At 64.4% G+C, this 15,242-nt stretch carries 13 protein-coding genes and 1 pseudogene; 8 read left to right on the top strand and 6 right to left on the bottom strand.

What is annotated here, in order from left to right:
* Positions 1–8: 8 nt before the first annotated feature.
* Complete coding sequence (locus OW521_RS13170; RefSeq protein ID WP_268020087.1) at positions 9–728, bottom strand: hypothetical protein; 720 nt, start codon at positions 726–728, stop codon at positions 9–11.
* 192 nt (positions 729–920) lie between these two features.
* Between OW521_RS13170 and OW521_RS13175 the strand changes: the two genes are divergently transcribed.
* A complete protein-coding gene (locus tag OW521_RS13175) occupies positions 921–1,325 on the top strand; it encodes a YchJ family protein (protein ID WP_268020088.1) in 405 nt (134 codons plus the stop codon).
* A gap of 34 nt (positions 1,326–1,359) precedes the next feature.
* Here OW521_RS13175 and OW521_RS13180 read toward each other — a convergent pair whose 3' ends face one another.
* Together OW521_RS13180 and OW521_RS13185 are read right to left on the bottom strand one after the other, a co-directional pair.
* Positions 1,360–3,312, bottom strand: coding sequence for an acyl-CoA dehydrogenase family protein (locus tag OW521_RS13180; RefSeq protein WP_268020089.1), 1,953 nt, complete (start codon positions 3,310–3,312; stop codon positions 1,360–1,362).
* A 64-nt stretch (positions 3,313–3,376) separates the two neighbouring features.
* Entirely contained in the window at positions 3,377–3,679 is a 303-nt protein-coding gene (locus tag OW521_RS13185) for a hypothetical protein (protein ID WP_268020090.1), read from the bottom strand.
* 246 nt (positions 3,680–3,925) lie between these two features.
* Here OW521_RS13185 and OW521_RS13190 point away from each other — a divergent pair, with 246 nt between their 5' ends.
* The 5 genes and pseudogenes from OW521_RS13190 (at position 3,926) to OW521_RS13210 (ending at position 11,912) form a co-directional block, all read left to right on the top strand.
* Complete coding sequence (locus tag OW521_RS13190; RefSeq protein WP_268020091.1) at positions 3,926–5,383, top strand: DUF3375 family protein; 1,458 nt, start codon at positions 3,926–3,928, stop codon at positions 5,381–5,383.
* A 97-nt stretch (positions 5,384–5,480) separates the two neighbouring features.
* Positions 5,481–6,272: pseudogene (locus OW521_RS13195) on the top strand (DUF4194 domain-containing protein); the annotation flags it as partial.
* Between the two features lie 230 nt (positions 6,273–6,502).
* Positions 6,503–9,967 (top strand): ATP-binding protein, encoded by a 3,465-nt coding sequence (locus tag OW521_RS13200; protein ID WP_268020092.1) that lies wholly within the window; start codon positions 6,503–6,505, stop codon positions 9,965–9,967.
* Between the two features lie 227 nt (positions 9,968–10,194).
* Complete coding sequence (locus OW521_RS13205; protein ID WP_268020093.1) at positions 10,195–11,103, top strand: SGNH/GDSL hydrolase family protein; 909 nt, start codon at positions 10,195–10,197, stop codon at positions 11,101–11,103.
* Positions 11,100–11,912, top strand: a complete 813-nt coding sequence (locus OW521_RS13210; RefSeq protein WP_268020094.1) for an SGNH/GDSL hydrolase family protein — start codon at positions 11,100–11,102, stop codon at positions 11,910–11,912. Before OW521_RS13205 ends, OW521_RS13210 begins: the two co-directional genes overlap by 4 nt.
* A 129-nt stretch (positions 11,913–12,041) precedes the next feature.
* Here OW521_RS13210 and OW521_RS13215 read toward each other — a convergent pair whose 3' ends face one another.
* Together OW521_RS13215 and OW521_RS13220 are read right to left on the bottom strand one after the other, a co-directional pair.
* Positions 12,042–12,326 carry a YciI family protein gene (locus OW521_RS13215; RefSeq protein ID WP_268020095.1) on the bottom strand — a complete coding sequence of 95 codons (285 nt, stop codon included), beginning with the start codon at positions 12,324–12,326 and terminating at the stop codon, positions 12,042–12,044.
* Between the two features lie 60 nt (positions 12,327–12,386).
* Positions 12,387–13,019: an NADPH-dependent F420 reductase gene (locus tag OW521_RS13220; protein ID WP_268020096.1), complete on the bottom strand. Its 633-nt coding sequence runs from the start codon at positions 13,017–13,019 to the stop codon at positions 12,387–12,389.
* A gap of 129 nt (positions 13,020–13,148) precedes the next feature.
* On the opposite strand from OW521_RS13220, the gene OW521_RS13225 reads away from it, so the two are divergent.
* Entirely contained in the window at positions 13,149–13,628 is a 480-nt protein-coding gene (locus tag OW521_RS13225; protein WP_268020097.1) for a MarR family winged helix-turn-helix transcriptional regulator, read from the top strand.
* A 55-nt stretch (positions 13,629–13,683) separates the two neighbouring features.
* The gene (locus OW521_RS13230; RefSeq protein ID WP_268020098.1) at positions 13,684–14,445 is read left to right on the top strand and encodes an SGNH/GDSL hydrolase family protein; all 762 of its coding nucleotides are present in this window, start codon (positions 13,684–13,686) and stop codon (positions 14,443–14,445) included.
* On the opposite strand, the gene OW521_RS13235 is transcribed toward OW521_RS13230, so the two are convergent.
* Positions 14,432–15,202 carry an FAD:protein FMN transferase gene (locus OW521_RS13235; RefSeq protein WP_268025865.1) on the bottom strand — a complete coding sequence of 257 codons (771 nt, stop codon included), beginning with the start codon at positions 15,200–15,202 and terminating at the stop codon, positions 14,432–14,434. The genes OW521_RS13230 and OW521_RS13235 overlap by 14 nt on opposite strands.
* Positions 15,203–15,242 lie beyond the last annotated feature (40 nt).

The raw sequence follows: 15,242 nt of genomic DNA on the forward strand, positions 1-15,242 counted from the left end.
TTGGGACTCTACGCTCGGGGGCGGGCTCCTGCGGAGGCTGTCACTCGTCCGGATGAGACCGGCTTGCCTCCGTGTGGGTCTTCTTGGCGTTCACGGACCGGCGCCACAATCTCGTGGGGCGTTGCCTCTTGGGCTGGTGTTTCCTGTGCCCGTTCAGCATCCCGGGCCGCGGCCCGGGCGTCAGCCTCGGCAACGGCTGCCGCCCATTGACTGTTCAGGACCGGCGGATCCGGCTTTACCGCAACCACGAAGGGATGTTCCTTGGCCTGGGTTGTGGCCACGGCCGTGGCAGCGGTTGCGATTCGTGCCTTGACCTGCGCGGGCTTGGGCCACGTCCGTGGATCCACGAGCCGCTTCCAAGGGAAGGACCGGAAAGCAGTCCACCCCGCGGACCACAGCAACTTGGTGGTCCTCAGGACTCCAAGGCGCGGTTTCTCGGGGGCAGCCGCACCCGTCCCCAAGGAACCGGCATCCGCCATCGTCGATTCCACAGACTCCGCCAGGGTCGGGACGCGCCGGGGCCTCGGCGGCAGGTGCACAACCGGGACCGTATTGCGCTTCGGGAAGATTCCCACCATGGCGAGAAGGATGATCGAGAGCAACTTCACGACGCCGGCCAGCACCAAAGTGATAACCATCAGGAAGCCCAAAGCGAGGAACATGATCGAGGCGAGTCCGAGCGTGCCGAAAAAGGTCAGATTGAGGGCCAGTGTTGTTGGATCCTCCACGTAGCCTCCCCGAGCCAGAGTTGTGAGGTGGATGCCGCAACCGTCGGTCCGCGGGCATGTCTCCTAGCCTACGGGCGAAATCTGGATGAATCATCCGTCAAACTCCGCCTCGTCTAGGTTGTATCGAAGCTGTTATCTGGTGTGACAAGATTTGTTGCCTAGCTCTCACCATTCAGTCCAGATAGGGCGTCAATGCCACTCGATTCCGCTCGCCTCCGCCACGGCACCTGCCCTTGCCTGTCCGGGGAGCAGTACACCGCGTGCTGCGGACGTTTCCATCGCGGGGACGCCGATGCGCCCACCGCTGAGCAGCTCATGCGCGCCCGCTACTCGGCCTTCGTGGTCCTTGACACGGACTACATTCTGCGCACGTGGCACCCGGACACACGCCCGGCGGCACTGGACTTGGACCCGGATATTGAGTGGCTGCGGCTGGACATCCTGGCAACGCGCCACGGCGGTCCCTTGGACCTTGAAGGATCGGTCGAGTTCGCGGCGCACTACCGGTCCGACGGCGAAAGCGGGGTCCAGCGCGAAACCAGCCGCTTCGTGCGGATTGATCGCCGCTGGTACTACCTCGACGGCGACGTCGGCTAGCTCTTTCCGCCCGTGCCGCGGTCAGCACCGGGCCTCAGCGGTACTTCCGGTGCAGGCTCTTCTTCGATGACGCTCCAGGGGAGGCATCGGCGATCCATGGGCCTGTACCTTCGGACTGGTCCAGGATTCCGGCCTCGAGCCAGGCGTAGTCGCCAGCCAGGACGTTCGATGACAGCTCGTGATCGACGTCGTCGGTGTTCCGCCACAATTGCTCGAAGTATCCGTCCACGCGTATCCGGGCTTGCTCGCAGAAGGCTTCGGCAAGTTCGTAGGCCGCCGCACCCTGTTCCGGCGCCGTCTGCAACAGCATTTCGGCCCGTGAGCAGCACGCGGCCATGGCAAACAACTCCGCTCCGATATCCACAATCCTGCCGAGGAAGGCTTGTTTGTACTCGAGCCTCGCCTGCCAGCGGCCCATCCCGTAGAACGTCTGCCGGGCGAGCCTTCGAGAAGCCCGCTCCACATACCGCAATTGCTTGGCCAAGCGCCCAAACTCACCATAGGAGCGGGGGTCCATTCCGGCTCCGGCCACGAGCTTGGGGAGCCACTTTGCGTAAAAACCGGAGGCGCCGACGGCGGCACGCGCCTTCTCCTGCAGGGTCGCGTCCGCGGAAGCGAGCTCGCCCGCTGCCGAAAGGTGGGCGTCGACGGCTTCGCGGGCGATGAGCAGGCGCATGATCTCGGACGAGCCTTCAAAGATCCGGTTGATGCGCATGTCCCGCAGCAGTTGCTCCGCCGCTACTGCGCGTTCCCCCCGGGCTTCAAGGGAATCAGCCGTCTCGAAGCCACGACCACCACGGATCTGCACCAGCTCGTCAGCCACCGTGTAGCTCAGCTCAGTGGACCAAAGCTTGGCCAAGGCGGCCTCGATCCGAACATCCTTCTGCCCGGAGTCGGCCATTTCGGCGGAGAGCTCAAAGACGGATTCGAGGGCAAAAGTGGTGGCGGCGATAAAGGCGATCTTCTTGCCGACGGCCTCATGTTTTCCAACCGGACGTCCCCATTGGGAGCGCGCGTTGGACCATTCACGGGCGATCTTCAGCGACCACTTGCCCGCGGCCACGCATAGTCCGGGGATGGAGAGACGGCCCGTGTTGAGCGTCGTGAGCGCGATCTTGAGCCCTTGGCCCTCCCGGCCGAGCCTGTTGGCTGCAGGTACACGAACCTGGTGGAAACGGGTCACCCCGTTCTCGATGCCGCGCAGGCCCATGAAGGAATTGCGGTTCTCGACAGTGATGCCGGGAGAGTCCATTTCCACCACGAACGCTGTGATGCCGCCCTTCAGGACCGTGCCGTCGGGGCCGGTGCGGGCCGGAACAACCGCCATGACCACCACTAGCTCGGCAATGACGCCGTTGGTGGTCCAAAGTTTTACGCCGTCCAAAACGTAGGACTCGCCGTCGTCGCTTGGCACTGCGGTGCAGCCCATCCGGGCGGGGTCGCTGCCGACGTCGGGCTCTGTTAACAGGAAAGCCGTGATAGCGCCGGCGGCGCAACGCGGCAGGTACTCCTGCTTTTGTTCGGGCGTGCCGAAGACCTTGACCGGCTCCGGGACGCCGATGGATTGGTGGGCCGAAAGCAGCGCGCCCAGGCTCGGGTGGACCGATCCCAGGAGAGCCAAGGCTCTTCCGTAGTAGACCAGAGACAGGCCCAAGCCGCCGTACTCGCGCGGAATCTTCATGCCGAAAACGCCCAGCTCGGTGAGGCCCGCGAGATATTCGTCCGGGATTTTGGCATCGCGCTCGATCATGCGGCCGGACATGGTGCCGCAGAATTCCGTCAACTTCGACATGAACTCTTCGCCGCGCTCGACGTCCTCGGCTCTTGCTTGTGGCCAAGGGTGGATTAATCCAAGATCGAAATCGCCCAGATACAGCCCTTTGGCAAAACTTGGGCGGTTCCATTCGGTTTCGCGGGCGGCTTCGGCGACGGCGCGGGCTTCTGCCGCTGTGACGTCGGTGCTCTTGTTGTCAGTGGCGGAGGTCATAGGAAGGCTCCTCTTGCCGGTTGTGCCGGTTCGAGCCCAGGATCCGCCTCGGGTGGGGGACCCTTCAGCTGTCCCTCAATGCTACCCGCGGGTAGGTACCTGTGCTAGGGGAGGTTTGCGATGGGAATTCCACTGGCAGCTCGACCTTTCCGGCCTGGTGGACCAGCTGATCCCACGCGAAATTGATGCCGTGGACCAGCCCACCCAGCACGTTCTTCACGGTGAACCAGGCGAGGCTCGCCGCTCCGACCAACGCAAGGGTGGCCATGGCGGCTACCACGATGAAGGCCGCCAGAACCAGGCCCAGGACCAGTGTTCCGCCGAAAACGTAGGTGCTGGTGTCCATAGTCGTAAGGTCGAACTGCATCGGGTCCCCTCCGCAACGCTGCCAAAGCCGACGTCGGAATGTCGAAGTCGTTGGTGACGACACTAGGGGCGATATCGGCAGTTCAGCTAGCAACAACACCGGCCGCCATGCGTGTCGATACGCGATCGAAACCCTACCGCTAGGTAGATCACGGAAGGGTTGCGGTGCACCCTGCGTTAACCTTGTACGGGGCAGTTTTCGGGATTTCCGCTGCCAATAGGTTCCGCAGCAGCTGAAGGAGAGTAAGTGTCCCGCTCAGCAATGTCCTCAGCCGATGCCATTAGCGCACGGCTCAGGGACCTCGAGCTTCTCACCAAGGGCCCCGCATGGGCTCTCACACGCTCGGCCCCCTGGGTCATCGCGGTGCTCCAAGCGTCCTTCACCCGCACAAGACCGCAGCTTCCGCTTGAAGAGTTCCACGCCGACGTCGACGCCTTCCTTGAGCAGCTCCGGAGGCAGGATCCCGGGCTGGGAGGGCAGGCGAGCGGCAAGGCGTTTGCCGACGAGTGGACCCGCAAGCAGTTCCTGACCCGTCGCAGCCAGTCCGGCCAGATCGTCTACGAAATCACCGAGGCTGCCGCACGCGTCCTCGCTTTCCTCGATAGTCTCTCCAGCGAACGCTCCACCCTCAATGGTTCCCGGCTCGGAACACTGTTGGGCGACGTCGAAAAGCTCGCCAACGAGACCAATCCGGACCAGAGCGCCCGCCTGGAGTCCCTCTCGGAGGAGATTCAAGAACGTCAGCAGCTGATCGAGGACATTAGCTCCGGCGACTTCGACGGCCTCCTGGATGACGAAGAAGCCGTCGAAGCGGCTGGGAACATCCTGGACCTGGCGGCGAGCCTGCCCGCGGACTACAAAAAAATGCGCGACCGCATCGAGGAACTGGTCGGCGAGCTTCGCAACCAGATCATCGAGGAGTCCCTCAGCAAAGGTGCCACCATGGCGCAGGTCCTGGAGGCGGACAAACGCTTGCGTCAGAGTCCCGAAGGCCGCACGTTCCGCTCGTTCACTGCGTTCCTTGAGGATCCGCAGCAACAGTTGCGCTTCCGTTCGGCGATCGGTGACGTGTTGAGCCGTCAGTTTGCCGACGAGCTCAGCCATGAGGACCGGGAGACCCTCAAGAACCTCGTGGCCGAACTTCGTGCGCAGCACAGCCAGATCCAGCGCATCTACGGCCGGCTTTCGGAGAGCCTGAACAACTACATCCAAAGCGAAGACATCCGTCAGTCGGTCCGGCTGAGGCAGGTCTTGCGCGAGGCCGAGCAAGCGATCCGCTCCATGCCCTACGAACGCGACCGTCCCGGCCTGGTCCGCGGACCGGTGCTGTTCAACGCGGGATTCGAATCGCTCGCCATGGTCAAGCTCTTCGATCCGGATGAGTTCGCGGCGCCTCCCAAGCTCGCCGATCCCATTGCCTTCAGCGATTCGGACCGCGTCAGGTCGCTGCGCTCCGCGAAAGCGAGGCCCGCCGTCGTCCGCGCCGCCATGGCAGGCGCCGCCACGCTGGCGGAGGCTTGGACCAACCTCCCGGAGGAAGAACGGCACATCAACACTGTCCGGGCCCTCCTGTCCGAAGCGCTGCACGGGGGTGCGTCGTTTGACCGGGCTGCGTGGGAAGACATCGACTTCGAACAAATCGACGGCAGCACGCGCACCGCGTACCTGCCCCTCGTGACGCTGACTAAGGATTCCGATGACTGACGCCCACCCCACCGAGCATGCCCCCTCTTCGGAGCAAGGAGTGGACATATCGCAGCATGTCCAGTCCGGACCTTCGCAGGATGGACATGCGCATTCCTTGACGGCGGGTTCGGCGGCTGAAGATGGACATGTCCGCTCGGATCCTTTCCGCGTCACTCCCCGCGACACGTTTGTTGACGGCGCGGCGCTGTTCCCGGGCGATACCGGCGTGCTGCCCATGAAGGTCCGTCAAGCCCTCGTGCGCCTGCTCAAGGGTCCGTACATCGACGGCGGCCGCGACGAAAAGCTCTGGACCACCCTCCTGGACGACCAAGTGATTCTCCGCAGCCGCCTTTCGGAGCTCTTCCTGAACCTGCAGTTGGACCACGAACGGAAGATCGCGGTGCTCCGGCCTGTTGATCCGGAAGCCATCGGCGGCAGCGCCCGCTCGAGCATCCTTCGCCAACAGCGCGCGTTGAGCCGTGTCGAGACCATCGTGCTGCTGCGACTGAGGCTCCTCCTGGACCGCCACGCCACGGCCCAGACCGATCCCGTCATCACCCGCGAAGAAATCGCCGAACTCGTGGCGCACTACCAGCCATCCGGCCAACAAGACGCCCTCCGCGACACCGACGTCGTCAACCGCACCGTCACGAAGCTCCTAGCCCGCCAACTCCTCCTAGCCACGGGCATCGAAGACACCTTCGCGATCTCCAAGGCCCTCCCACTAGCCCTCCCCTTCGAAAACATCGGCGACATCCCGGCCCAGATCGAAGCGCTGATCGCCGTAGCAGCCGACGAATCAGGCACCGAACCCCTGATCGAACTGACAGAAATGGACGACGACGCCGCAGGTGACGACGCCGACGCTGTCTCCGACGCCGAGGTGGATGACACCAATGGTGACGAACATGCCGCAGCAGCCGAGGCCGCCTGGGTGATCGAAAGCAGCGGCGACCCTGACAACGCCGCAGCGGTGGATGCCGGCCCGGGAGTGGCATCGGGCCTGTCGGAGCCGGCAGCATCGTCCGGAGGACGAATGCTGTCCGGGGAAGGGGCGGGGCCGGCATCCACCGCGGAGGCAAAGGCAACCACAGCTGACGCAACCACAACTGCGAAGACCAAAGCGGAGGCAGCCAAGTGACCATTGCAACCATGCTTCCGATCGGCGAACTCACCAACCCGGGCCAGATGCGCCTTGCCTTGGTCCAGGTGGTCAATTGGGGGACGTTCCATGGCGCCCACACGATGCGCGTGGACCGAAACGGCACGCTCCTCACGGGCAATTCTGGCGTCGGGAAGTCGACGTTGTTCGATGCCATGCTCCGCGTCTTCGATGCCCGGCCGCGCTCCAATGAGGCTGCCGCGCAGCGGGCTGGCGGGGCTGTGGAGGACAAGAGGACCACGTTCACGTACATGCGTGGAAAGGTGGGCGACAAGGCCGTGGGTGAGGGCTCGGCGAGTGCCTTCCAGCGCCCCGGCGCCACCTGGTCCGCCGTCGCACTGACCTTCGACAACGCGGCTGGCACCAAGATCACCATCTCGGCCCTGTTCGACCTGCCCAAGAACGGTACGGAATCCAGCGTCGGCCGGTTCTACGTGATCGACAACAAGCCCCTGGACCTCGGGGCGATCGAGGGCATCGCCGAGAAGCGCTTCACAAAGGGCGCACTGGAGACCATCTTCCCGGATGCCCAGATCTTCGATGTGCACAAGGCCTTTGCGGAGCGTTTCCGCCGGCTTCTGGGCATCAACTCGGACCAGGCGCTCCCGCTCCTGCGGGTGATCCAGGCAGGCAAGGGGCTCGGAGGCAGCGTCAACACGTTCTTCCGCGACCAGGTGCTGGATGCCCCGGCGACCCTGACCGCCGCGGACGACGTCGTCGAGGAATTCAGCAACCTCATGTCCATCAGGCAGCGGCTGGAGGACGTCCGCCAGCAGCGCGATCAGCTCGCCCCCGTGCCGGGAATGAACAAGGAGTATGCCCAGTCGTTGCTGGAGGCCAACCGGCTCCGGGAGCTCAGCGGCGAGGAATTCGACGCCCACAAGCAGCAGCTTTCCGTCACTGTCCACGCCAAGACGTTGGCCCGTTTCAAGGACCTCGCCCAGGCGAAGGCAAAGGAACTCAGCGCGGAGCGGGGCGTCAGGGACTCCCTGGCCAAAGAGCTGCGCCAGCTCGAATCGGATTACAACAACCAGGGGGGCAATGCGATTTCGGCGATCGAGCAGTCGCTGGAAAATGCCCGTGTCGGCCTCAAGCTCCGCCAGCAAGTGGAGGGAGCAGCCCGCCAGGCGTTGGCCGACGCCGGGCTGAACCTTGAGTGGACGGCTGAGGGTTGGGAGCAGGCCCACGAGCAGGCAGCGAGCCGCTCCGCCGAACTCAAGGACGATTCCGAAGCGCTGAGGGAACTCCGGTTCGAAGCCTTCGACGGCCACGCCACCAAGAAGCGCGAACTCGCCGCGGCCCAGCAGGAGCTCGTCTCGCTGAAGACGCGCAAGTCCCTGCTGCCGCCGTCGAGCATTGAAAACCGCGCTGCGATCGCCGCAGCCACCGGCGTCCCCGAGGACCGCATGCCCTTCGGCGGCGAGCTGATTGACCTCGCCGAGGGGGAGGAACGGTGGCGGCCCGCGGCCGAGCGCGCCCTGCGGAACCTGGCCACGACGCTGCTGGTTCCGGGCGAGCACTTCGCCGCCGTCACGCGCTACCTCAACGACAACACCGTCCGCGGCGCCCTTCGGGCAGTCGACGTCTCCAAACCGCTCGCAGGCGGCGCTTTGGCTGTGGAGGACGTGTCCGACGGCGACTTGCTGACAAAGTTGAACATCCTCGCCTTGGGGGCGAACGCCGACGCCGGAGAGTGGATCCGCGAGCGGATCTCCCTCGATTTCGCCTACCCGTGTGTGGAAGACCCGGACGAACTCGCAAAGCTGGACAAAGGCCTGAGCCTGGGCGGCGTGGTCAAGCGAAACAAGCACACCGTGGAGAAGGACGATCGCTTTACGAGCCGGCAGGACTACGTGCTCGGCTTCGACAATGCTTCCAAGCTGGAACTCGTGGCCGCGAAGGTCGGGGAGCTCGAAAACGAGCTTGCGAAGGCCGCCGAACTCGCCCAAAGCCGCGAGGATTCCCACCAAGGCATGACGCGCCAACTCGAGGCGCTGCGCCGCATTGCCGACGACGAACGTGGTTGGGAACAGGTCTCGGCGGCGGTGGCCGCCGAGGAGCTCGCGAAGATCGAACAGCGGCTCAAGGATGCCCTGGCCGCGCAGGCCGACTTGGAACCCTTGCGGGCGAACATCGAGGCCGTGCGTGAAAAGCACCAGTCCTCCACAGGGTCGGCGGCGGTTTTGCAGAGCGAATACAAGACGCTCGACCATCAGATGACCACGGCTGACGCCCTCCTGGATGCTGCCCGCAACCGCCTCGACCAGGCGCCGCCGTCGGGCACTACCGTTGCCTCCCTCGAACCGTACTTCAGCGCATTCGGCGAGGTGAGCGAGCTCCACGAACTGGACACCCTGGCTGCGGAAGTCCGGAGCAAGCTCTTGGCGGAGCTGCACGCCGCCGAGTCGCGCGGGCAGGCGTTGGCCGAGCGGTTGACGCGCATGTTCGAAGGCTTCGTGCGCGAATGGGGCACCGCGATTTCCGCGGATCACGGCACCTCCATCGGCGCGGCGGGCGAGTTCGAGTCCCGCTATCACCAGATCGTCAGCGAAGGCTTGCCAGCGCAGGAAGCCGAATTCCGGCAGTTCTTCAACCAGCGCACGCACGAATCGTTCAGTACGCTGCTCCACCTGCTCGACGAGGAACGCCGCGCGATCACCAGCCGCATCCTGCCCCTCAACGGCATCCTGTCGGAGGTCAATTTCCATGAGGGAAGCTTCCTGGAACTCGACATCAAGCAGACGCTGCCCGCAACCGCGAAGCAGTTCAAGGACGCTATCCACAACGCGTTGAAGACGCGTCACACGCGGCCGTCCCGTTCGGCCGGTGCGGCTTCGGGGACCGGAGCCTTGCCTGAGGCGGACGACGACGTCGAACTCACCAACCGCTACAAGTCGCTCGAAACGCTGGTCAAGCGTCTCGGGTCTCAAACTCCGGAGGACCGGCGTTGGCGCGCAGAGGTGCTGGATGTCCGCGGCCATCTTTTCATCCAGTGCAAGGAGCATCGCTCGGTCCAGGGCCCGCGGGGCGGCAAGAAGACCGAGGTGTACATGCACGCGGACACCGGCTCGATGTCCGGTGGCGAGCGGCAGCGATTCACGGCGTTCATCATGGCCGCCGCCCTGAGCTACCAACTGGGTATCGCCGAGCAGGGATTCACCACCTATGGCACGGTGATGATGGACGAGGCGTTCGTCCTGGCCTCGGAGGAATTCGCCGGTGCGGGAATCAAGGCGCTGCACGAGTTCGGCTTCCAGTTGTTGCTGGCCGCGCCCGAGAACGTGATCGACCTTTCCCGGCACCTTGGCTCAGTCACCGAAATCCTGCGCGACAAACGAACCAACCGCTCCGGCGTGCTCACCGCTCCCGTGATTGGCGGCCCGGGCGTTCCGGGCGCATGGCGTTCCGAGGCCAACCCCGTGGACATCGTGTTCCGCTAGCTCCGACGCTCGCTCACGTTTGTGGTACTTCCGGCGGACGCTCGCTCACCTTTATGGCACTTCCGGCGGACGCTCGCTCACATCAGGTGAGCGACCGTTCGGCCAAACGGCCCCATAGGAGAGCGGGCGTGCGGCCAAACGGCCCCATACGTGATCGAGCGTCGAATTAACCTGGGCTTTGCCGGCGGGCAACCGGGCGGGGTTACGCTGGCGTGGTGGCTGGGAACGTGCTTCATGCTGACCAGAACGGACGACGGCGGTTTGTTGCCTTGGGCGATTCCTTCACCGAGGGCGTGGGGGACCGGAACAAGACGCTCCCGAACGGCGTCCGGGGCTGGGCCGACCGCGTCGCCGAGAAACTGGCCAAGGCTGAACCTGGCTGGGAGTATGCCAACCTTGCCGTCCGGAGCAAGCGCCTCCGCCATATCGTTGAGGAACAGTTGGACCGGGCCTTGGCCATGCAACCCACGCTCATCACTCTCTATGCCGGCGGCAACGACATCTTGGACTTCGGCACGGACATGGACCAACTCATGGCCGAATACGAAAAGCTCGTAGCGCGCCTGGCGGCGACAGGAGCCACGTTGGTCCTGTTCACGGGGTACGACGTCAAGGTCTCGGCCGTGCTTGAACCCTTCAAGAAGCGGAACGCTCTCTACAACGAGCGTGTTCGCGAATTGGCGGCCAAGTACGGGGCCGTGTTGGTGGACTATTGGTGCCTTGACGCCTACCACGACCGCCGAATGTGGGCCTCGGACCGCCTCCACATGTCCAAAGCGGGACACAAATACATGGCGGCGCAGGTCCTGGATCACCTCGGCGTGCCGCATAAGTTCTCCCCCAAGGATTGGGAACCGCCGCAGCGCCTCAACCTGCGCGATTGGGAACGTCGTCAGCGCCGCTGGGTAAACGAGTGGGTCCTTCCGCTGTTCGGCCGGAAGCTCCGCGGCGTCACACTCGGGGACATGCTGAGCCCCCGTTGGCCGGAGTTGGTGAAGGTTCCGCGGAAGGCGGGGCTGCGGAAACTCGCGGAACGCCAAGCCGCCGTGGCAGGCTCGGCCGCTGCCGCGACTGGAAGCAAGACGCCAAACAACGCACAAGGCACCGCTCAAGACAACGGAGGGACAGGACTTTGACCACGCATGTGGCGCTGCGATTCGTGGCCGTCGGGGATTCCTTCACGGAAGGGGTCGGCGATGCCGACCTTCGCCTTCCCAACGATTGCCGCGGCTGGGCCGATCGCGTCGCCGAGGAATTGGCCAGGCACCAGCCGCGGACGCAGTACGCCAACTTGGCCCTCCGCGGGCTGCGGCTCAAACAGATCGTGGAGAAACAACTCAATCCGGCGCTTCGCATGGCTCCCACGCTGGTCAGTTTCCACGCCGGCGGCAACGATCTCCTCGGTGCACGGCTGGACATGCGCTCCCTGATCGGCAGATTCGAGGACGCAGTTGCCAGGATCGCGGAGAGCGGTGCCCATGTCCTGCTTTTCACCGAGTACAACGTGCCGCTCTCGCCCGTATTGGAACCGTTCAAGCTCCGCACGGCCGTTTTCAATAAGCACATCCGGCGCATTTCCGCGGCCTACGGAACGCTCCTGGTGGACCATTGGTGCTTCGAAAAGTACCAGGACCGCCGCATGTGGGCTCCGGACCGGCTGCATATGTCCGGCATCGGACACGAATATATGGCGAAGAAGGTCTTGGAAGTTTTGGGTGCCACCCATTCGCTCGGCTCACCGGTGCTCGGGGCACTGCAGCCGCGGAGCCGTGCCGAGATCGTGGCCGACGACGCCGCGTGGCTCAGGCGCGATGTGGCGCCGTGGCTTTCGCGCCGTTTCAGGGGAGTTTCGAGCGGGGATCACCTCAGCGCCCGCTGGCCCGCACTCATGCCGGTGGTCTTGCCGGAGCGCCTGGGGATGTCCGCTCAGCCAGTCCGGCTTTGAGGTGCGGCAGCGTCACGCCTGACATCTTTTTGGGGATGAGCGAGCATCGAAACAGCGAATTTCCGGCCTTCTCGCCCAAGCCAGGCGCCAAAAATGTGCTCTGCGTGACGCCCCGGAACCGCAGCCAGATTAGTCCAGCAGGATTTCGTAGCCTGTGGACGCCGTGGTCACCGTGAATTCGATGATCTCGAAGTCGGCCACCCCGTTGACATAGAACGGGTCCGTCGCCAAGGAAGCGTCCAGCGTCGCACGATCAACGTTGGACAACAGCACACCGCCGATCGCCGGAACGCGCCGTCCGGACGCAAGGAAAGTGCCGGCGTCGAACGCTTCTTTGACCCAATCCATGTGTGCGGGGCGGTGGAAGTCGACGATCTCGTCGGGAACCTTGTATGTCAGTGAAACGACGAACATGCCGCCAGCCTACAACGCGGAGGGCGGCCAAAAGGGACCGCCCTCCGAAATCGCAACGCCCTACGGCAGCAGTTTGACCGCGGAGTTCCAGTTGTAGTCGGGGTGGGCTTCGCTGATCTGCAGGGTCATGACGAGCAGCTGGAAGGCTTCGAGCTCACGCGAGCGGCGCAGCGGCCCGACGTTCACCGGGCGCAGCCCGGCACCTTTGACGAAGTCGACGACGGCGGCTGTCGCCTCGGCGTCGTCGCCCGCCACCAGCACGTCAAGGGTCTGGCCGTTCACTTCGCCCTCCGCGAGCGTGGCTGCGAAGACAGTGTTGAACGCCTTGACTACCGATGCGCCGGGGACCAATGCCTGGAGTTCTTCGGCGGCCGAGGTTCCGGCGGGGACGGTGAGGGAATCGAAGGTTTCGAAGTTCACAGGGTTGGAGATGTCCACGATCGTCTTCCCGTTGAGCGCGGAGCCATAGGAGGAAAGCACTGCCTTGGAGGCCTCGAACGGAGTGGCCAGTACCACGATGCTGCCTTCCACCGGGGATCCCGTGGTGCCGGAGGTTCCGTTGACTGATGCGGCCAGCGCGGCAGCGGAGCCTGCGTCGCGGCCGAGGATCTGGACGCTCTTGCCTGCGGTGGCGGCGCGGGCCGCAATTCCGGACGCCATGTTGCCAGTGCCGATGATGGTGATGTCAGCCATTGTTGTTCCTTTGCTTGGATGCTCATGGTCCTGCGGATTGGTCCGCATTCACTTACTTGAAGCTTCAACTAAAACCATAATGACATTAAGTTGAAGTGTCAAGTATTAATTTCCTTCTAAGATGAATCCATGACCGAACCGCGCTGGCTCAACGCCGACGAACGCCGTGCCTGGCTGGCCCTCCTGAGTATCAACACCCTGCTGCCCGCAGCTTTGGACACCCAGCTGCAAGCGGCCGGAAAATTGTCGCTGTTCGACTACAACGTGCTCGCCATGCTGTCCGAAGCGGATGGGCGGTTCCTCCCGATGAGTGAGCTCGCGGCCCGCACCAGCGCGTCGCTGTCCAGGCTGTCGCACGTCGTCACCAAGCTGCAGAGACGCGGCTGGGTGGAGCGCGAGGCGCACCCGGGCGATGCCCGCGTCACCGTGGCGCACCTGACGGACGCCGGCATGGACACTATCGTGTCCCTCGCTCCGGGTCATGTGGATGCCGTCCGCTCGTTGATGCTGGATGCCATGACCGACGACGACGTCGCGGACCTCGCGCGGATCGGCGAGAAGATCGTGGCGCGACTGGACGACGATCACTGGATCCTGCGCGAACGCTGAGCCGCGGCCTGCTGCCCGCGTGACGGCCGCCCCGCACTAATGAAAGACTGGCGCCATGGATTTTTCTGCCCGGTATGTGGCATTGGGAGACTCATTCACCGAAGGGCTTGGCGACGCCGACCCCTCGCGACCCAACGGAGTCAGGGGATGGGCGGACCTCGTTGCCCATCAGCTGGCCCAAAGCAACGACAATTTCGGCTACGCCAACCTGGCCATCCGCGGCAAGAAGCTCCGGCAAGTCATGGCAGAACAGGTGGACGCCGCCGTCGCGCTTCAACCGACGCTGGTGACCCTGTACGCCGGGGCAAACGACATCTTCCGCCCCAAAGTGGACATCGACAGGCTCATGGCCGACTACGAAGCCGGCATCGAGAAGCTAAGCGCCACCGGGGCCACATTGCTTCTCTTTACCGGTTTCGACGCCCGCAGTTCCAAGGTTTTCGGCACCATGCGCGGACGCACCGCGATCTACAACGAATTGCTGCGGGAAATCGCCGAAAACCATGGTGGGCTGCTGGTGGACTATTGGCGCTTCAGCGAATACCACGACTGGCACATGTGGGCGCAGGACCGAATGCACATGTCCACTGCTGGCCACATCAACATGGCCAACCGCGTCTTGGCAGTCCTCGAACACGAGGGTTCCTTGGAGGTGCCCCCACCTGTCCCGCAACCCCAGCTTGCGCGGGTGGAAGCCTTGCGTGCCAACGCGCGTTGGGCCCGTGAACACGCTGCCCCATGGGTCGTCCGTCGAGTTACGGGCAAATCGTCGGGCGACGGCCTGAGCCCGAAGTATCCGCAGCTCACCCGGCCCTAGCAGCGTGGTTCCTGAATCCCGGCGTCGCGAGCAGTCCGCCGTCGTTCTTCACGGCGAGCACCTCCACGTCCCAGCGGGAGGTGGCCAGCGCGAGGGTCCGGGCGCCGCCGGCCATGATGGCGGTGGCCAGGACATCGGCTGTGACGATATCGGCCGCCGCGACGGAAACTTGCCGGAACCCCTCGGTGCGCTCGGTTTGAAGGCCTGCTGACCAAATGTGGTGGCCGCGTTCGCTGGTTCCGGAGGTTGCCAGCGCTCGCTTGTTGCCGACAAGCGGAAATGCGGTCAGGAGCGTCGTCCGATCCGCCGGATCAACAATCCCCGCCAGCCACGGCCGCGCGCTGCCCGGTGTCGGCGAGCCGTCCACCAGCACATCCCCACCCGCATTGAGGCACCAGTCCTTCAGGCCCAGTGCGAGCAGCGACGTTCCGGCTTCCCGCATCGCATGTCCCTTGACGATCCCCGCCAAGTCCACGACGCCGTCGGGCCGTTCCGCTGTGAACGCATTTTCGGTAAGCGTGCGCCACTCGGAGGCCTGGACATACAGCCGGCGCATATCAGCTGAGGCGTCCGTCAGCGCCAACTCGCCCCGGGCCATCGCGCTCGCCTCCGAGTCGGCACGGTAGAGACTAAACGTCCGATCCAGCCCGTTGAACAACTGCTCGACGACGGCGATGGCCGCCTCGAGCTCGTCCACCGCAGCTTGGGGAGCGGTCGCCGGACCAGCGGGGACGGCCAGGCTCACCACAGTGCCCATGCTCGTGAACGTGCGGGAACGAAGTCGCGGCTCTTTCTTG

This window comes from Arthrobacter sp. MMS18-M83, from assembly GCF_026683955.1.
In the GTDB taxonomy this organism is placed as follows: Bacteria; Actinomycetota; Actinomycetes; order Actinomycetales; family Micrococcaceae; genus Arthrobacter.